The organism is Desulfobaculum xiamenense (assembly GCF_011927665.1).
Taxonomy (GTDB): Bacteria; Desulfobacterota; Desulfovibrionia; order Desulfovibrionales; family Desulfovibrionaceae; genus Desulfobaculum; species Desulfobaculum xiamenense.
The window spans coordinates 173,969-194,396 of sequence record NZ_JAATJA010000001.1 but is presented as its reverse complement, the minus strand read 5'-3'; the positions used below and the strand labels follow the sequence as shown (position 1 = coordinate 194,396).

10 protein-coding genes are annotated in these 20,428 nt (G+C 63.1%); 1 reads left to right on the top strand and 9 read right to left on the bottom strand.

What is annotated here, in order from left to right; genetic code table 11:
• Nucleotides 1–162: 162 nt before the first annotated feature.
• Nucleotides 163–5,259 carry a response regulator gene (locus GGQ74_RS00830; protein WP_245168154.1) on the top strand — a complete coding sequence of 1,699 codons (5,097 nt, stop codon included), beginning with the start codon at nucleotides 163–165 and terminating at the stop codon, nucleotides 5,257–5,259.
• A gap of 28 nt (nucleotides 5,260–5,287) precedes the next feature.
• Here the strand turns inward: GGQ74_RS00830 and GGQ74_RS00825 are convergent, their stop codons facing one another.
• The 9 genes from GGQ74_RS00825 to GGQ74_RS00785 form a co-directional block, all read right to left on the bottom strand.
• The gene (locus GGQ74_RS00825) at nucleotides 5,288–6,832 is read right to left on the bottom strand and encodes a methyl-accepting chemotaxis protein (protein ID WP_167939656.1); all 1,545 of its coding nucleotides are present in this window, start codon (nucleotides 6,830–6,832) and stop codon (nucleotides 5,288–5,290) included.
• A gap of 99 nt (nucleotides 6,833–6,931) precedes the next feature.
• Nucleotides 6,932–8,620: a chemotaxis protein CheA gene (locus GGQ74_RS00820; RefSeq protein WP_167939655.1), complete on the bottom strand. Its 1,689-nt coding sequence runs from the start codon at nucleotides 8,618–8,620 to the stop codon at nucleotides 6,932–6,934.
• Entirely contained in the window at nucleotides 8,620–9,372 is a 753-nt protein-coding gene (locus GGQ74_RS00815; RefSeq protein ID WP_167939654.1) for an Hpt domain-containing protein, read from the bottom strand. The genes GGQ74_RS00820 and GGQ74_RS00815 overlap by 1 nt, the downstream gene beginning before the upstream one ends.
• Before the next feature lie 16 nt (nucleotides 9,373–9,388).
• Nucleotides 9,389–9,784, bottom strand: a complete 396-nt coding sequence (locus GGQ74_RS00810) for a response regulator (protein ID WP_342448561.1) — start codon at nucleotides 9,782–9,784, stop codon at nucleotides 9,389–9,391.
• A gap of 24 nt (nucleotides 9,785–9,808) precedes the next feature.
• Entirely contained in the window at nucleotides 9,809–10,174 is a 366-nt protein-coding gene (locus GGQ74_RS00805; protein WP_167939653.1) for a response regulator, read from the bottom strand.
• A gap of 90 nt (nucleotides 10,175–10,264) precedes the next feature.
• A complete protein-coding gene (locus GGQ74_RS00800; protein ID WP_167939652.1) occupies nucleotides 10,265–16,276 on the bottom strand; it encodes a transporter substrate-binding domain-containing protein in 6,012 nt (2,003 codons plus the stop codon).
• Nucleotides 16,233–17,777 carry an HD domain-containing phosphohydrolase gene (locus GGQ74_RS00795; protein WP_245168053.1) on the bottom strand — a complete coding sequence of 515 codons (1,545 nt, stop codon included), beginning with the start codon at nucleotides 17,775–17,777 and terminating at the stop codon, nucleotides 16,233–16,235. Before GGQ74_RS00795 ends, GGQ74_RS00800 begins: the two co-directional genes overlap by 44 nt.
• Nucleotides 17,778–17,790: 13 nt before the next feature.
• Nucleotides 17,791–19,101, bottom strand: a complete 1,311-nt coding sequence (locus GGQ74_RS00790; protein ID WP_167939650.1) for an ATP-binding protein — start codon at nucleotides 19,099–19,101, stop codon at nucleotides 17,791–17,793.
• Nucleotides 19,091–20,305, bottom strand: a complete 1,215-nt coding sequence (locus GGQ74_RS00785; protein WP_167939649.1) for an ATP-binding protein — start codon at nucleotides 20,303–20,305, stop codon at nucleotides 19,091–19,093. The genes GGQ74_RS00790 and GGQ74_RS00785 overlap by 11 nt, the downstream gene beginning before the upstream one ends.
• Between the last annotated feature and the right edge of the window lie 123 nt (nucleotides 20,306–20,428).

The following is a 20,428-nucleotide window of genomic DNA, read 5'->3' as shown; positions in this document are numbered from 1 at the left end:
ATGATGAACATCCTCCGCCAGGCAGCCGATACTCCAACACGAAACGGCCCGAAGGTTCTAATCTTCGCGCTTTTCATAACCGTTGCCCTCGCGACGGCTGGCGCATCGGCATCCCAGACGAATTCAACGCCCCCAAACGGCGAGCCCCCCATCATCGTGACCATGGACAGCGACGCACCTCCGCTGGCTTACATCGGGGCCAGCGGCAAGGCTGCGGGACTCCTCGTGGACATCTGGCAGCTCTGGGCGCAGCGTACGCAACGCGAGGTACGGTTTCTGCCCGCCAACACACAGGAGGCCCTTGCAGCCATCGCCAGTGGACGCGCAGACATCCATGCAGCCCTCGCGCCGACGCAGGAACTGCGTGATCGCTTCGACTTCGCCCCCGCCATTTACGAGACGGGCATCCATCTCTATTCGCCAGTCGGCCATGGCCCCAAAGCAACCCCACAAGGCCTCGGCGGATGGGATGTGGGCGTCATCGCCAATTCGCCAACAGGAAGTCACCTGCAACAAAAAATCCCCGACGCGCGCATCATCTTCTTTGGCAGTCCGGAACAGATGATCCTCGCCGCACATGAAGGGCGAATCGGCGCATTCGCCGGTCCGGCCCCGGTCATGGATTCCCGGCTGACTGCCCTTGGCCTATCTGCGGATTTCAACGTGTCGCCCTCGGCCATCATCCGAAGCATGCTCCACCCCGCCATTCCCCATGCGACGCCACACCTTTCCGCACTTGTCCGAAAAGGGTTTCAGTCCATCAGCCATGCGGAACTCGCCGAAATCGAAGCCCGCTGGATCAAGGACACGTCACTTCGCCACTTCCGCCCGCGTCGGGACGATCTCGGCCTCACGGAACACGAAAAGAAATGGCTGGCCGTGCATCCCGTCATCCGCATGGCCGTCGCGCCCGACGACCGTCCGCTGGGATTCATCGACGACGGAGAATTTCGCGGAATCACCCACGACATCCTCGCCCTCATCGCAACCCGCCTCGGCATCCGCTTCGAGTCCGTCCCTGCGGCCACCCCCACAGACGCCATCGAGCATGACCTCGCGGACATGCGTGTCGCCACGGACACCTCCGCAACTGGCGGCGAACGTCTTCTTCCTTCCGCACCATTCCTCCGGCTCCCCGGCGTCGTCATCGTCCGCGAAGGCCAACGCGACATCACGGCCATGGATTCGCTGACCGACAGGCTCATTGCGATCACCGGGGATTCTCCCATGCTCCGCCAACTCCTCTCTCGCCATCCGGACCTGCGCTACATTCCAACGCCGGATGCCCGCGCCGCCCTTGAGCTTGTCGCCTCCGGCGCGGCGGACGCCATGTTCGCCAGCATGCCCCACGCCAGCCATGACCTTTCGAAACCAGGCGTCACCAATCTGCGCACGGCCTTCACGACCGATTTCAACGAGGAGTACCGCTTCGCAATCCGTAACGACTGGCCAGAGTTGCCCGCCATCATCGACAAGGCCATCATCTCGATCAAGGAAAGGGAAATCACCGCCATCCGCGAGAAATGGATCAACATCCACAGCACCTGGACGCCAAGCCCCATGCTGCTCGCGGCCATGGGCTGCGTCGCGGCGGGCTTGCTCCTCAGCGTGTACTGGAACGGCCGCCTCTCACGCGAGGTAGCCCAAAGGACGAAAACCGAGGAATCATTGCGCCGCATGGCCGAGGCCGACCAACTCGTCTCCCGTGTTTCCCTGCTCATGATCGAGAACGACTTTGCCACAGCCATCTCGGAAGCCCTGCCCCACATCGGCAGGCACCTACGCGCAGACCACTGCCGCCTTGTGGAATTCAAGCCCGATGGAGAAAGCCTCTCCGTAACGCACGAATGGTGCGCAGGTAACATCCCACCGGCACGACAGGCCCTGGAAGGAAAACACATCTCCCTGTTTCCGACCCTCGCAATGGCCTTCGCCGACGGCCAACCGCAGGACATCCGCGACACGTCGGCCTTCGCGCTGGCGTCCCCTCAACAGACGGAGCTTGTCGAACGCCACGGCGTCCGCAGCATCCTTCATGTCCCGCTCATCTTTTCCGGAAAACCCATCGGCGGCATATCCGTCGATTCGGGCAGAAGCGCTCCGCCATGGGGCGAAGAGGGACAGCCGCTGCTCTCCCGTGTCGCGGAAATCCTCATCATGGCCTCTACCCGCTCCACGGCGGAACATGCACTACGGGAAACGGGCGAACGCTACCGCAACGCGACCAAGGCCGCCGCCGAAGGCATGTGGGACTGGAACCTCGAAACCGGCGAAGCCTACACCAGCCCGTCGTTCTGGAACAGCCTCGGCTACGACACCACAAGCGTCCCCGCGCGGGCTGAGGACTGGGTGGCCTTCGTCCACCCGGCGGACAGAGGCAGACTGGCATCGAGCATGCGCGATCCGCGACAACACGGGAATACCTTCGAGATCGCCTACCGCATCCGCAACGCGCAGGGCGAATTCCGCTGGATACTCTCGCGCGGGCAAACCGTTGAGCATGCCGACGACGGACGGCCACTGCGGGCCACGGGCACCCATGTGGACATCACGGCCCAGAAGCAGGCCGAGCGCGACCTGCGTCTGGCGCAGACATCCCTCGAAAATTCGCAGGACGGCATTCTGTGGGTCCGGCAAGACGGCACGCACATCTTCGCCAACGACTCGATGGCCCGCCTTCTGGATTTCGATCAGCAGGAACTGCTCGCCCTCACCGTGGGGGATGTCCATCCGGAACTCGCGCAGCGTCCATGGACGGAAACGTGGGCCAGCCTGGAACGGCAGGCACCGGCGATTTTCGAGACCCTCGCAAAGACCAGAACAGGTCTCGTCTTCCCCGTGGAAATCTCGACCACCTTCATATGCCTCGACGAGCAGAATTTCCTGTGCCTCTCCGTGCGGGACATCTCGGAGCGCAAGCATGCCGAACAAGCTCTCACCCAGAGCGAACGCCGTTTCCGCGCCCTCTACGAGCACGCCTCGGACGGCATCATCCTGCACGACAAAAACGCCAGCGTCATCGAAGGCAACCCAAGCGCCCGGGAACTGCTGGGATATGATGCGGAAGAATTCGGCGGGCAAACGCCATCCCTGCTCTTCACCCCGCAGGATGCGGACCGCTTCACACAAGGGGTGATCGGCATAGCCAACGGCGAGACCTGGCGGACCGAGCTGGACATGCTGCGCAAGGACGGTTCGTCCTTCCCGGCGGAATTGAGTTGCAGGCTCGTGGACAGGAACATCGTGCAGGTCATCCTGCGCGACATGTCCGAACGCCGGTCCATGGAGCGCGACCTCGTCCGCATGCGCGACGAAGCCAACGCTGCAAACCGGGCAAAGACCGTCTTCATGACCAACATGAGCCACGAAATCCGCACACCGCTCAACGGCGTGATCGGTATGACGGAATTGCTCGCCAACACGCACCTCACGCATCGGCAGCGGGAATACGTCTCTGGCATCCGCCAATCGGGCGACGCGCTGCTCGCCATCATCACCGACATTCTAGACTTCGCGCGGATCGAGAACGGCAACATCGAATTCGAGACCATCCCCTTCAGCCTGCGCGACAGCATCTTCGACATCCTCCATCCCCACTCGTTCGAGGCCGCGCGCAAGGGGCTGCACTTCGTCATCCGCATCGACGAAAACGTCCCCGACATGCTGCTGGGCGACCGCGCCCGCCTTGGGCAGATACTCGGCAACATCGCCTCGAACGCCGTGAAATTCACCGAAGAAGGCGAAATCTCCGTGGCCGCCAGCATGACGGAGGAAAGCCCCACCAGCGCCATCATCGTCTTCGCCGTCAGCGACACGGGCATAGGCATCGACAGCGACAAGCGGGAAGCCATCTTCAAGTCCTTCGAACAGGCCGACGGCTCCACGACGCGGCGCTACGGCGGCACGGGGCTCGGGCTGACCATAGCCGCGGAACTCGTCCGCCAGATGGGGGGGGCCATCACCGTCGAAAGCGCCCACACGCAGGGCAGCACATTCACCTTCACCATCGAATTCGCGAAATCACCCATCCCGCTTCCACCGCCAACTCCCGGCTCACAGATCACCCTGCGCGGCCGCAGGGGCCTCATCGTTGACGGTGGACGCGCCAGCCGAAAATATCTGCGGACATCACTCGAACAGCTCGGCATCCGTCCCATTGTCGCCACAACCGGCAAAGAGGCCCTCGATCTGCTCCAGACCTCCTTCGAGCGCAATGAACGCATCGACGCCGTTCTCGCGGACCGCGACCTCCCGGACCTGTCAGGGGCGTCGTTCGCCCGTAGCCTGCGCCGTCTTCCGCATTACGCGAACATTCCGCTCATCGTCCTGTCCTCGACGGACGAGCCGCAGGACCTGCTGGCCCTGCGCCGACATGGCGTCACGGACATCATCGCAAAACCCGTCCTCGCGGACCAACTTCGGCGCTCCCTCGTCCGGGCGATGGCCGAACCGACCGCTCCCCCGATGCTCAACGGCCATCCGGACTCCGCAAAACCGCGAATCCTCCTCGTCGAGGACATGGAGATCAACCGCAACGTCGCCGTCAACATGCTGCGAACCTTCGGGCTGGACGCCTCCGTGGCAACTAACGGCAAACAGGCCGTAGAGTTGTACGAAAACGAGGACTTCGACGTCATCCTTATGGACGTGCAGATGCCGGTCATGGACGGACTGGAAGCCACCGGCCGCATCCGGGAGCACGACGCGAAGCGGGAGAGGCACGTGCCCATCGTGGCGATGACAGCCCACGCCACGGACGAGGATCGCTCGACCATACTGGCGGCGGGAATGGATGACTTCATCGCCAAGCCCTTCCGACCTCACGAGCTTTTCGAGGCGCTGCGGCGCAACATCAACATTGCCCAACGGCTCGCGCCCGCGCAGGCACAGGGCGCAGCGTCGCACAATGCGCAGCGCGTCACGGACGGCTACGTGCTCGACACCGACCGACTGGCCATGAGCTTCGGCGGCAACGGCGACTTTCTGAAGGAAAACGTGGATCTGTTCCTGAACGATGCGGCACAGAAACTTACGCATCTCGAAGAACGTCTGAAGGCCGACGATGCCCCTGCGCTGGCGAAACACGCCCACGCGTTCAAGGGCACCATCGGCTACTTCGACGAAGGGGAAGTGTTCATGGCCGCTGCGCGGCTGGAAAACGCGGCGCGCGATGAGGATATGCGCACCGCACGGCAGGCCCTCGACGAGCTGCGGCTGCGCGTGGAACACCTGACCAGAGCGCTCGGCTCGCTATTCTGAAACCAACCAGAAATCACGTCACCCCGCGCTACTCCTCGCGCTCTTCGCCATCAGAGGTCACATGCCGACCGGCCTCGCCCCCGGAGGCGCCCATGCGGAAGAACGCCATGATGCGCTCAAGCTCCCGTGCCTGATTCGACAGCTGGGCTGACGTCGCGAGCGTCTGCTCCGAAGCGGCGGCATTGCCCTGAATCACCTGATCCAACTCCTGCAATGCCTTGTTGATCTGCTCGGCCCCGATGTGCTGCTCCCGCGTGGCGGCGGAAATCTCCTGCACCAGATCCGCCGTACGGTGGATGCCCGGCACCAGCTCCCGCAGGATCACACCCGCCTTTTCGGCAACCTGCGCACTGGAAGAGGACATCTCGCTGATTTCGCGTGCTGCCTGCCCACTGCGTTCGGCCAGCTTGCGGACTTCGGCGGCCACCACGGCAAAGCCCTTGCCGTGCTCCCCGGCCCGGGCCGCCTCGATGGCCGCATTCAGTGCGAGAAGATTGGTCTGCCGAGCAATCTCCTCGATGATCATGATCTTCTCGACGATGTTGTGCATGGCCGCAACCGTTCCGGCCACGGCGTCGCCGCCTTCCTGCGCCTTCTCGGCCACCTCGGCCGCGATGCGCTCCACCTGCTGCGCATTCTCCGCATTCTGCCTGATGTTGCCGGTCATCTGCTCCACGGAGGACGACACTTCCTGCACGCTCGCCGCCTGACGCGTCGCGCCTTCGGACAGACTCTGCGACGCGGACTGCAACTCCACACTGCCATTGGTGACGTTGGACGAGGCCAGCCCCACATCCCGGACCACGCTGTGCAGCCTATCGCTCATCTCGCGGAAGGCCCCGGCCATGCGCCCCATCTCGTCCCGGCCCCGCCGGGTGACCCTGCGCGTGAAATCGCCCTGCGCCATGGCTCCCGCCACGGACTGCATCTCCGATATCGGCTCAATGACGCTACTGCGCATCACGAGCCAAACCACCGCGGCCAAACCGACCAGCAAGACCGATGTCCACGACACCGTGCTCAACTGCGCCGAGGCGATCTCGCGATTGGCGGCCTCAAGGGAACTCACAATCTCGAAGGCCCCGTGAATGTCGCCGTCTTTCCATCCCTCGCGAATGCCTCCGGTAGGATCGACGCTTCCCTTCGGGTCGCCATGGCAGTGCAGACACTCCGCAGTCAGCCGAATGGGCCGGAAATAGCGAATGGCGTCGGCCTCGTACACGACATACTCATCCAATGCTCCGCCCCTCAACGCCTCGATAACGCGTCTCTCTAGGGGCGTCGGCTCGTTTTGTGGATTGCGCGGGGCGATCTTCGGCACCCGGAATTCGTAGCCAGCCTTCTCGGCATTGGCGCGCGCCATGTTCAGAGCGGTAATGACAGGCACTGCGTCCAGCACCTTGTCCGGAGGCAGCTGGTCCAAGGGCTGCATAATCCCGGCTTTCAGCTTGGCGGCCATCTCCTCGCGCCCGGCCTCGGCCATGAGCACGATGGCGCGGCTGCGGGCGAGTATCGTCTCATGCGCGCCCTCGCGGATTTCCGCCACCTGCATCACTGTCAGAACGATACCCATCAAAAAAGGCCCAACCAGGGCCACCGTTAGCGTCTTCCAACGAATGCTCACATTTCCGAACATGTTGAACCTCCTTTCGCCCAAGGCACCGGCACGCGCCTATGCCTGCATGTAATCGAGCAGACTCTCGACATCGAGCACAAGCGCGTCGCGCTCGCCGATCATGCCGTATCCGAGTATGGGAACGCGATAGATGTCCTTGACGGGTATGGTGAAGTTGGCCACCACCACCTGCTGCTGGCGCAGCACCTCGTCCACAAGGAAGGCCGCGCGGCGGTTGCCCACCTTGATCACCACGGCCTGCGAGGAACCATTGACGCCACCGCTGGCTGCAAGGCCGAAGTAGCGGTCCAGCCGGAAAAGCGAATAGAGTTCGCCCCGCACGTCGACGGTTTCCTCCCCGCCCGGCATGGACGCGATATCCCGCCTGCGCACGGCGTAGACCTCAAGGACGGACTGGCTGGGCACCACGAACAGTTCGCCCGCCAGACGCACGATGAGCGCGTCCACGATGCCCTCGGACAGGGAACGCTCAAGAGGGATGGCCAGCGTGAAAACCGAGCCCTGCCCCACGTTGCTGCGAATGCAAATTTCTCCGCCGAGCTTGCCCTCGATGGAATGCGCCACGGCATCCATGCCCACGCCACGGCCGGACACGTCCGTCACCTTCTCCGCCGTGGAGAATCCGGACTTGAGGATGAAGCGCAGTACCTCCTCCGGAGCGATGACCTCGTCTCCGGTCATGAGTCCCCGTTCCACGGCCTTGGCCCGTATCCGTTCGGGGTCGATGCCCTTGCCGTCATCCTCCACGGTGATGAAGGCCTTGTCGCCCCGCCGTTCGGCGGAAAGCGTCAGCGTGCCGGTCTCGTCCTTGCCCGCCATGGCGCGGTCCTCGGGCATCTCCATGCCGTGGTCCACGGCATTGCGCAGCAGATGCACCAACGGTTCGTTGATGTGCTCGACGATGGTCTTGTCGAGTTCGAGATCGTCGCCAACCACCTCGAAACGCAGTTTCTTGCCCATCTTGAGGGTCAGGCTGCTCACCAGCCGATGCATTGGCGTGAAAATCTGCTTGAGCGGCACGAGGCGTATCTTCTCCACCTCGTTCTTGATGCTGGCGATGACGGTCTCAAGCTCCTTCATCCCGGCGATGGCCTTGGCATCCAGCGAGGGATTCTGGGCGATGACCGCATACTGCGTCATGAGCTTGCCCACGTAATCGATGAGTGTGTCGAGCTTTTCGGTGCTCACGCGGATGGACGAAATTTCGGAGCCGCCCTTGCCGCCTTTGGCTGGTGCCGCTGGCTGGGCCTTGGCCTTTCCGGACTCGGCCTGCTGGGGCGCGGACACTTCGGCATGTTCGTCATCGGCGGTAGCGGACGCCGCCGCATCCTGCGGCGCGGACTCCGTTGCGGACGACTTTCCGGGCGCGCCATCTGCGTCGCTGCGCTCGCCGCCCGCCTCCTGCGGCTCCACGTACTCGCCACTGGCCCGCAACTCCCGAATCTTCTCCGCGCGGTCCTCCACGATGCCCGCCATGGAAAACAGCAGCTGGCGCTGCCCGTCCGCCATGCTCAAAAAAGCCGTGACCATCTCCGGCGTCACAGGGGCGATGCCGTCGATGAGCATATCCATGAGGGTGGCCACATTGGCCGACGGATAGCGAACGTTCAGCAGACCGAGGCGTCCGAGCGCATCGCTTAGCGCCTCCGGACTCACCCGTCCCTGTTCGAGAACGAGAATGCGCTCCTCAAGGGCCTCGATGCATTGTTCGATGCTCTGCTTCATCAGTTCAGCCCGCCATTGTCATCGGGCGTGGGGCCGGTATCCGGCGCGACGCCCTGCACGCGAATCGATGAATCGAACCCCCAGCCGTAAAATGTTCCCTTGCATCCGGGGCCCATGCCGGACACACGCAGGTCGAGGCGTCCGGCGAACTCTTCGAGCGTCTCGAATCCGGCGCGGTTCATGGTGAGGACTTCAGAAAGGTCGACGACGACGCGCATGCCGGAGTCCACAGCGCCAAGCGCGGCACGCAGAATCTCCCGGTGCGCGTCCAGATGCACGCGCGGCATCGACACGCGCGCCACCATGCATCCATCGGAACTTTCGATATCCACGCTGCCGACAGCAGCCGTCGCAGCCCCCTCGCCGCCACCGGAGGCCTTCTCCAGCCGGTCGAGGACGGAATCCATCTCGCCCTTGTCCGGCTCGCCCATCTCGCGAATCTGGTCCAGCAACTGGAAAACGTGCGTCACGGCATGCATGGCGGCGGTAATGTTCTCCTCGCTGTGCTCCAGTTCGCCCGCCTGCAATTTCTTGAGAAAGCTCTCGACCTTGTGGGTGAAGGTGGAGGCGATCTCGAATCCGCTCATAAATCCCGTAACACCCTTGATGGTGTGCAGCGGGCGCGCAAGAACCTCTATCCCGTCCTGCACGCGCCCCTGACCGAGCAGATCGGTCCCCTCCATAATCAGCGGATAGAAATCGTCGTTCACCTGCGAATAGAATTCCGTGACCATCTCATCACTTTCGCTCATGCCAGCCTCCGGCCTCTCACTCGAAGATGAACCCCGCGCGCACGAGTTGATCGCGAATCTTCTCGCCATCGTATGGCTTCACGATATACCCGGCAGCCGCACACCCGTTGAAGGACTGCATCACGGTCTTCGGGTCCGAAAGCGCTGTGGCCATGATGACCGTCACGGGGTCGAGATCGCGCTCGGCCTCGAACTCGCGGATGCGCTTCAGGGCCGACAAGCCGTCGAGCACAGGCATCATGATGTCCATGACAACAAGATTGTATGGCCGACGCTCCTCGCTCGCCATGCGGAATGCCGACACGGCCTCCTCACCGTTGACGACGATGTTGACGTCGAAAAACGGCGCAAGATGCTTCCGCAAAACCTCACGCGATACGAAATCGTCCTCCACCACAAGGGCTCGCATCATGTCCTCCCCTTGGCCTGTGCCGAATCACTCAAGACAGCGCGCGATGTAGTGGGCCAGCTCCTGCTCCTGCATGGGCTTGGCCAAAAAGAACGTCGCACCAAGTTCCAGCAGGTTGCTTATGTCCTTCACCCCGACCACCGCGGACATGATGATGATCGGAAGATCCATGAACTGGCTGTCGCCCCTAAGCGTCTTGATGAGCTGCTGCCCATCCATTTCGGGCATCATGATGTCCGTGATGAGCAGATGGAACGTGTTGGCGGCCTTGAGCGCCTCGTAGGCATGTCTCCCATTGGGGCTAACGAAGGGAACATGCCCGAGTTTGCTGACCATTTTCGAAACCGTGAGCTGCGCCACGTAGTCGTCTTCTGCAATGAGTATTTGTGCCATCGCTTTTACCCCCACACCTGAAAATAGCATGATTCGGCCCAGCGCTGCCACCGAAAAACCGTTTTCCGCGGCCAGTCGCCGCGCCTTTCGTCATATGTCCCGCAATTCCCGTATCATGGCGTCCACATGTTCACGCAGGACCGCCACCCCCTCCCCCGCGAGGGACAGATCGCCCGACCGGCCTATCCTTTCGAGCCCAAGGGCCGCCTCGTACACCCGCCCAGTGCTGAAACAGCCGATCGTCCCCTTGAAGGCATGGGCCAGCTTCCCAAGCGCCTCGGCATCGGCCGCGCGAATGGCTTCCTCGAACTGACGGAAGCGCTCTGGAGCGTCATCGATGAATATCTGCGCGTTTTCGAGAATGAAGTCCCGCTGGCCGCCGAAGCTTTCGGCCATGCGTCGCGGGTCGAGATGCGGTCCGCTTGCGGACGCCTCCGCAGATGTGGGCACCGAATCCTCCTCCACGCCAAACGCCGTGGGGAGAGCCTCGCCACCGGTCATGGCCTCAACCGTCACGCCGTCCGGCTTCGCAGCCTTCGCCACGGACGACGCCACAATGGCGTCCACCTCCTGAGCAGGAGCATTGCCCGGCACTGGCACGTCCTGAGACCCGCCCGCCATCGCGGAGACGACGCGCTCCACGGCCTCGAACATGACCCGAGGCGACACGGGCTTCGGCACGAAATCGTCCATTCCGGCGGCCTCGAAACGTTCGCGGTCGCCGCGCATGGCGTGGGCGGTCATGGCCACCACGGGCAAATGGCCGCCAGCGGTGCGCTCGCGCTCGCGGATGATGCGGGTGGCCTCCACCCCGTCCATCTCCGGCATCTGCACATCCATGAACACCATGTCGAAACGGCCATCCTCAAGCAGGCGCAACGCCTCCACACCGTTTCCGGCCACGGTGACGCTGTGCCCGAAGGAGACAAGCATCCCCTTGGCCACGTTCTGATTGATGACCGTATCCTCCACGAGCAGAATCTCCAGTTCCCGCCGTGATTTCAGATGACGCGAGGTAGGCTCCGCCTGCCCGGATATCCCCACGTTCTCCCAACTGCCCACGGCGAGCGCCACCGCGCGCATGAGCTCCGCTGGCCCCACCGGCTTGACGAGGCAGGCCACCGCGCCCAGCTCACGGGCACGGCGCTCCTCCTCCTGCGTCGCGGCCGAGGTGAGCATGATGACCTTCATGCCCTCGAATTCCTTGCGACGGCGCACCGCGCCAAGGAAATCCAGTCCGTCGGCTCCGGGCATCATGCGGTCGACGATGGCAAGGGCGTAGGGCCGCCCACGCACCACTGCACCCTCCATCAACCCTATGGCTTCGGAGACGCCGGACGAGGCCACCGGCGTCATCTTCCACTGACGCAGGCTCTCGGACAGGATGCGCCGATTCGTTTCGCTATCGTCCACCACGAGCACCCGCACGTTTTCGAGCACCGACAGATCGGGGATGCCCGTTGCGGGAGCGACCGGCGTTGGCGATTCCTCAAGCAGGACATCAAAAACGAATTCGCTACCCTGCCCCGGCTCGCTGCGTACGGCGATCTCGCCACCCATGAGGTTCACGAGCTGCGCGGAAATGGCCAGCCCAAGCCCCGTCCCGCCGTAGCGCCGGGTGATGGTGCCGTCCGCCTGCACAAAGAGATCGAAGATGCGGCGCTGGTCCTCGTGATTGATGCCGATGCCCGTATCCCGCACGGAGAATCGCAGCAGCACCCGCACGCCGGAGTATCCACCGAAATCGACCTGAACGACGATCTCGCCAACGTCGGTGAACTTCACGGCATTGCCAACGAGGTTCAGGATGATCTGGCGCAGACGCTTGGGGTCGCCGAGCAGATGGTCCGGCACGTTTGGGGCGACGCGCATGACCAGTTCAAGCCCCTTCTCCGCCGCCCGGCCGCCAATGGCGTGCAGGTCGGTATAAAGAGAATCGCGCAGGCTGAAGGGCACATGGTCGATCTCCAGCTTGCCCGCCTCGATCTTGGAGAAGTCGAGAATATCGTTGATGACGGTGAGGAGCGATTCGCCCGAAACGAGAATGGAGTTCACATACTCCCGCTGGCGATCGGTCAGCTCGGTATCGAGCAGCAGTTCGGACATGCCGATGACGCCGTTCATGGGCGTGCGTATCTCATGGCTCATGTTGGCAAGGAACTGACTTTTGGCGCGGTTCGCGCCCTCCGCGGCCTCCTTTGCGACCTGCAACTCGGCCTCAATGGCCTTGCGCAGAGTGATGTCCGTATAGGTGCCAACCACACGGGTGGCCACGCCGGTTCCCGCCTCGTCGAGAATGAAGGCCCGCGCCATCACCCACACCGTGGAGCCGTCGCGATGCACCATCCGGTAGTCCATGCGGAACATCTCAACGTTTTCGATATGCCGTCGGTAAAGTTCCTGCACACGCTCGCGATCCTCTGGATGCACAAGGCGCGCCCACGTCTCCGCCGTATGCGGCAGGTCATTCTCCGCGTAGCCGAACATGGAGAGGAAGCCCGGACTGAAATACATCTCCCGCTGACCGATGCGCCAATCCCACAGCCCGTCGGACGTGGCCTTCATGGCCAGCAGAAAGCGCTGCTCGCTCTCGAAAAGCGCCATCTCGACGCGCTTGCGGTCGGAGATGTCGAGCATCACGCCCACCACGCCGCCCTCGCCATCCAGGGAACCGACAAGGGAACGCGACACGATGTAGTCGTGCCGTCCGCCCTTTGCGTCTTCGAAAGCGGCCTCGTATTCGAGGATGCGCTCGCGCGTCGCGGCGAGGGAATCGTCCGCACGAATCCCGCTCTCGGCCAGCGTAGGCGGCAGGCATTCCTTTTCGCTGCGCCCCAGCACCTCAGATTCCCGCTTGTCGAAAAGCGTAAGAAAAGCCTCGTTCACGGTCACGTAACGACCGGAGGCGTTCTTGAGGAAGACGGGCGTCGGCAGGCAATCTATGAGATTCTGCAAAAAGCTGTGGCTGCGCGCCAGTTCCTCCTCGGCGCGCATGCGCACCCGCACCTCGGACGCGAGACGGCGATTCCAGTAGGCAATGACGAAGAAGACCAGCAGGACCACCGCCCCCATCTGCATGCCCACTATCCACACCCGTCCGGAATCCAGCCCGGCCTCCACACGCACCCCCACCCAGCGCCGCAGGATGCGATCACGCTCGGCGGGCGGCACGGCGCGCAGACCCTTGTCCAGAATGCCTGCCAATTCCGGCCAATCCCGACGCACGCCCACCGCGAGACGCAATTCGTTGCGCAGCACGCAGGCGACACGCAGATTGGCTATGCCCTGCCGGGGAATGGAATAGCTCGCAGTGGCGAAATTGCTCAGGCAGGCATCCGCCCCACCCATGGACACGGCGGACCACATATCCTCCAGCTTGTCCACGCTCGTCAGATCTATGTCCGGATAACGGCTCAGGATGCCGTACGCCGCGTCATCTGCCAGCGAAACGACACGCTTGCCGAGAAGGTCCTCGATGCCGGAGTAAATGCCGTCCTCGCTACGGGCCACGATGACCCACGGCGTTTCGTAGTACGCCCCGGAAAAGATCAGCATGGAGCTGCGTTCATGGGTTGGCACCTCGCAGCCTATGCCGTCCAGGACTCCGCTGCCGACCTGCTCGACAAGCCTGCCCCACCCATCCACGGGCACCAGCCGAACGCCCAGCCCCACGCGTTCGCCAACACTGCGCAGGAAGTCCACAGCGATTCCGGCTGGCTCGCCCTTGTCATCCACGAAGGAATACGGCGGGAAATGGGCCGGGATACCAAGCGTCACGGAGGGATGCCGCGACAGCCAGCCACGTTCCCACGCGCTCAGGCGCAGTTCCTGCGGCTGCGCACGGAACCGGAAGTCGTCCGGATTGCTGATCCAGCGCTTTTCAAGCTCCAGCAGCTCATCGCGCCGAATCGACTCGAAGCCGTCGTTGATCGTGGCCACCAGTTCCGATGCGCCCTTGACCACGCCCGGTCGCACATCCTCCACATGTCGCCACGTGGTGAGCTTGGCGAACAGGGCCTCAAGGCCCGCCTCCCGCAGAATGGCGCGCGCGGCGACCGTCGGCGCGAGAAACCCGTCCAGCCCGTTCTCCTCCACGGCGACCACGGCCTGCCGCACGTTCGCGAAGGGAATCTGCCGAATGTAGGGAGCCTCCCATTCCAGACTCCGCGCCGCTGCGCTCCCCTCGGGAACGGCTATGGCCGCGCCAAGAAAATCGTCGAGACCGTGAGGTCGGAACCTGTCGCTCCTATAGAAGACAGCCCACTCCTCGCCGTACACGGGCCCGGCGAAGTCGAGCTTCCAGGCGACATCGGGCCGCGACACAAGGCCCGCATGCAAATCCGCGATGCCGGACTGGACATCGCGCACCGCGCCAGTCTCGTCGTTCAAGAGAAACGACACGCCCCTTCCCGTCCGCTCAGACCACAGACGCCAAATATCCGCGAACAGGCCTGCGGCACGCCCGTCCTCCGTGGCGAAACTCCACGGCGGATCGTCCCTGTTCATGGCAACGACGAGGGAGCGTCCACGATGCTCCTCGCGCAACGGATTCCAGCGGTGTTGCAGGCTACGTAATTCATCCTCGCCGATGGCGAGCATCCCCTCGCGCACGGCCCGCAACAGCAGGGCGTCGTCGCTTCGAACCAGCGCCTTCAAGGCGCTACGTTTCAAGGGACGGTCCGCGTGATAGCGAAACGCATCGAGAATGCCGCGACTGCGCAGGGCGCTCAACGCGGGCTGTGTGGGATGGACAAAAGCCAGCACCTTGCCGGATGCTACGGCACCAAACAGCCCGTCCACCGTCTCGAAGGTACGCACGGCCACCGCGCCGCCGTCCTGAAGCCCCGGAACGCTCCCCCCCACGGGCCACGACGCGCCAAGCTCGAAACCATGCAGATCGGCGGGAGTCTTCACACCATACAGCCGCGCGCTGAAGAACAGACTCGTCGTATTGTCGATTGGCAGAGCGAGGCTCTCCATTCCGGGCACGGTACCATCCGACGCCGAGAAGTCATGCGCAATGTCGGCCTGATCGGCAAGGACCAGCTCCCTGCCATCCCTGTCGGCGGGCACGAAGGTCACACGAACGCCCGTGTGACCGCTCCAGGCCTGCCACAGATCGGGCAGCAGCCCCCGCATCCTGTCCCCCGCCCGCGCGACGGAATATGGCGGCAAATCACGTGGCAAGGCCACACGCACGCCCCCGAGTTCGTCGAACTGCCCGGATTCGGGCTTCTCCAACGGCGCGGCCCCCATCCAGTCCCGAAACACGGCGGCAAGTTCCTCCTCGGAAACGCCACCGAGGGTGGCCTGCACCGTTTCGAGCAGCCTTCGGTTTCCCTTGTGCACAGCGGCGCACACCTCGACCGTCAGCGCGGGATTATCCGACAGCGTCACCTGCGCCCCGGCCCCGGCGTACGCCAAATACACGGAGGCCAGAGCCTCGGGCATGACTGCGGCGCTGACCCGGCCATGAGCCAATGCTAGACACAGTTCCCCATAGGTCGGGAAAATGGTCGCACCATCGAGCATTCCCGCATCAGCGGCCATCTCGTAATCGAAATTTCCTGCGACGACGCCGAAATCATGTCCGGCAAGTTCGGCAATGGTTTGGGGGGCGCCATCGGGAAAGACCTCCGGGCGCGAATAGACATACATACGTATGGAGGCGAAGGGACTGGTGAAATCGAACAACCTTTCGCGCGATGGCGTCCGCGCGACGGCTGGCAGCACGTCCGCCTCGCCCTCGGCGACCATCCTCAGGGCTTCACTCATGGGCGCGATCTCGAAACGGACATCATGGCCGCTGCGGGCCGAGGCCATTTTCCACAGATCGACGAGAATGCCTCGCGCCTCGCCCCGCGCCCCCAGAAAATAGTAGGGACGAGCTTCCATGAACGCCAGCCGCACCGGCGGGCCGACATCGTCGGGTGCGGCACACACCCGCCCGGAACCGAGAATCCCGCACACGAGGACAAGACAGCCGAGCGCCAGTGCGATGCGGCATAGCGAATGTCCCGCCACGCGGCAGACGCCGCGGGTGGACTGCGGGCGGTTCCTATCCCTCGTCCGGATAGGCGTCTCGAATCTTGAGGATGTCATCCAGATTCCCCAGCAGCAGATCCGCCAACGCAGGTTCGAAAAGCCCACCCCGCTCGTGACGCACAAGCTCCACGATGCGTTCCAGATCCCATGCCGCCTTGTACACGCGCGGCGTGGCAAGAGCGTCGAACACGTCGGTTATGGCCGTGATGCGCCCGAAGACGTGTATGTCCTCCCCCTTGAGTCCTTCGGGATATCCCTTCCCGTCCCAGCGCTCATGATGCTGCAAAGCCACCACGGCCGCCGAACGGATGATCTTGCGGCTCGAACTGCGAAGTATCTGATAGCCGAGCACGGTATGGCTCTTCATGACCTCGAACTCCTCCGTGGTCAGTCGGCCCGGCTTGAGCAGTATCGCATCCGGAATCCCGATCTTGCCGACGTCGTGCATGGGCGAGGCGAGCCGCAGGAGTTCGGCCTCCTTCTCATCGAGTCCATAGGCCAGCGCCAGAAAACGCGAATACTCGGCCACCCGGCGAACATGATTCGCCGTCTCGTGGGAACGGCTCTCCACCACGTCGCCAAGGGTGAAGATGAGTTCCTTCTGGGTGCTGATGATCTCGCGATTGAGCAGGATATTGTCGAGCGCGGTGCCCGCGTTGGCCCCAAGAATCCGCAGGAGCCTGTCTTCGAGCGCTTCGAGGGGGCGACAGCAGCGTAGGTAGATGTAGTTTGCTGTGTCGCTCTTGCCGGTAAAACGCGCGGCAAAGGCGTTTCCTTCGCAGAACCAGCCGCCATTGCCCTCCGCCCCGGCCAGCATGGGCATGGCCTCCGGCGCTGCCTCTCCCACGGATGCGCCGAGCATCCGCTCATAGCCGCCGATCCCGGCGACAACGCTCATGTTCTCTCCCGAACCGGACGCGGCAAAGCCCGATGCCGTGCACTCCCGCCCTGTGTTGCACTCCTGCCGGACAAGACCTCGAAATTCCTCCAGCCACTCGCGGCAGAACTCCTCGGCGTCGCGCTGCATGAGTAGCCGCCCGGACGATGCGATCACTCGCTCCAGCCCGCGCATGCTCCGTTCGATGGTCACGAGGTCCTTGTAGGAACGCACGGCCCCGATGATCGTGGTGTAGAGCCGCTCCGCGGTCAGTTCCGTCTTCTGCTTGTAGTCGTTGATGTCATACTGATCGACCACCTCGCGCTCCGGCGCATGGCCGGGCTGTCCGGTGCGCAGAATGATCCGTACGCGCCTATCCCTGACCTCCTCGCGAATGAAGCGGACGAACTCCAGCCCGGCCTGATTGGTTTCCATGACCACGTCGAGCAGGATGACCGCGGTATCCGGATGCTCCCTGATGAGCTCGCGCGCCTGTGCGGCGGAGTATGCGCTCAAGCACTCGAACCCTCGACCCTCGAAGGAGAAATCCCGCACCACCATGCGCGTGACGCGATGCACTTCTTCCTCGTCATCGACAATCATGAGCTTCCACAGCGGATCGTCGCTCGTCGCGGCCGCCTTCTCGGCTGCAAACACCATATTTCGATTTTTGTCGCGCATTCCCATCACCCCATCACCCGGCCATCGGTTCCGCTACCCTGAAGCACAGGGAAAAATAGAACTGACTGCCTTCCGTGGGTTCGCTCTCGACCCAGATGCACCCGTTCATGCGCTGGATGATGTCGCGGGAAATGGCCAGTCCCAATCCAGCGCCCGACAGCCTCTTGGTCATGTAATCCTCCCCGAGGGAGAACGGCTCGAAGATAGATTCGAGCCTGTCAGCCGGAATCCCTATCCCCGTATCGCTGACCACGAAAAACAGGGCTATCTCGTCCTCATCGCGAGGGGATGGCGTCCTGTCGCCGATGGTCGCCGCGAAATTCTCGTCCAGCAGGAAAACCGACAGCGTCACCGCACCGCGCTCCGTGAACCGGATGGCGTTGACGAGCATGTTGACGAGAATCTGCCTGAGTCGCGCAGCATCGCCGATAAGGCGCTCGGGAACCCTCGGATCGACATTCCAGTGCAGTTCGAGGCTCTTCCAGCCCGCCTGAATCTGCATCACGTCCATGGTTCGCGCTATCTCGGTGCGCAAGCGGAACGGGCGCTCCTCAAGGACCAACGTCCCCTCGCGGATGCTCGACATCTCAAGGGCGTTATTGAGAATGGCCAACAGGCCCTCGCCGGACTTGCGGATCATCCGGCAGTATTCCATGTCCTCGCCCGCCACCATCTTTTCCATAAGGAGATTCGTCAGCCCGAGGATGCCGTTCAAAGGCGTGCGCAATTCGTGACTCATGTTCGCGAGGAACTGGTCGCGAGCCAGACGGGCGGACTCGGCCCTATCGCGCTCGACCTCCAGCTCCGCTCTGCTCCGCTCCAATTCACGCAGATGCCGATACGAGCGCACCGCCGTGGTCAGAGACGCGAAGAGGCGTTCGTCGGTCAGTTCCGTCTTGTACTTGTAGTCGTTGATCTCGTATTCGAGGAGCACTCGCTTCTCCGGGGCCTCGCCGGGCTGCCCGGTCCGCAGCACGATGCGCACGAAGGGATTGCCCAGCTCCTCGCGTATCCACTGCGTCAGCACCAGTCCGGCGTCCGGGGTCTCCATCACCACGTCGAGCAGGATAACGGCCACGTCGCCATTCTGTTCGAGCACCCCGCGCGCCTCGGCCGCAGAATAGGCATGCAGGAATTCAAGCCCCACGCCATCGAACAGGAAATCGCCGAGCACCAGCCGCGTCAGCGCATGGACCTCACGCTCGTCGTCCACGACCAGCAGCTTCCACCGCTCCCGGTCGGCGACGGCCGCATCATCCTCGCGGGCGAAGACCAATGGTTCGCCCCCCTGCCCGCCGGGGAAAAGAAGCCTGTCATCCCTCATTCGTCATCTCCAGACACGCGGGTACCGTTATCGTGAACCGCGTCCCCTTTCCGGGAGCGCTCTCGCAGCGGATGTCGCCCTTGAGCGTCTGGGTCACGAGATTGTAGACAATCTGCATGCCAAGCCCCGTGCCGCCACGGGCGCGCTTGGTGGTGAAAAACGGCTCGTAGATGTTCTTGAGCGTCTTCTCGTCCATCCCGACGCCATCGTCGGCATATTCGAGAACGACATCGCCCCCCGCGCGACGGGCGGAAATGGATATGCTGCCGTCCGAGACCCCGTCGAAGCCGTGCATCAGCGAATTCATGACGAGATTCGTGAGAATCTGCATAAACGCTCCGGGATAGCTCTCCAGCTCGATACCCTCGTCACATTCCACTTGAATGGAATGCCCGGCTCGGCGGCACTCGTGGCCAATGCTCACGAGCACTCCACGGATATAGGCGGCAAGGGCGAAGCGCCGCTTCTCGCCGGAGGTCTGGTCCACGGCCACCTTCTTGAAACTGCGGATGAGCTCCCCCGCGCGGTCCAGATTGGCGAGGATGGACGACGACGCCTCCTCGACATTGCGCAAATAAGCCTCGAACTGACTACGCGTCAGCGTCTCTCCTTCCAGATGCCCCCGCATCTCTTCGGTCTTTCGGACAAGGAACGATGCCGCCGTAAGCCCGAGCCCCACCGGGGTGTTGATCTCGTGGGCGACGCCCGCCACCAGCCCGCCAAGCGACGCCATCTTCTCGGACTGAACGAGCTTCTGCTGCGTACGGTGCAATTCATCAAGAGACTCGGACAGGGAGCGGTTGATCTCCTTCTGTCGTCGTTCCAGCGCAAGCAGCCGCTCCCCGACCTGAAGCCGGACTTCAAGTTCCGAGGCCACGAAAGGCTTGACCACGTAATCGTCCACCTCGCCCTCCCGAAACCCCGTCACCATGTCGTCGATGTCCGACTTGGCCGTCAGCAGAATGATGTAGGTATACTGGCGCTCTCCGCCGTCCCGGCGCACGCGGCGCGCCAGTTCCAGACCGTCCATCTCCGGCATCATCCAGTCGGTGATGAGCATGTCCACACCTTTGGCGGTCCCTCGGAACACGTCGTAGGCCTCGCGCCCGTCGGCGGCCTCGACGACCTCATGTCCCCACGAATTGAGCGTATGCCGCAGGACGTTGCGGGGGATCTTCTCGTCCTCGGCAATGAGAATCCTCACAGTCGTGGCTCCTCCATGCTGGCGCTCCTGCAAACCAAACGGTCCGCCCCGCACGGGGGCAGGCCTCCGACTCCACCGATCGACGGTGGAAAGACAGTTACCGATACTGCCCAGTATCGCACC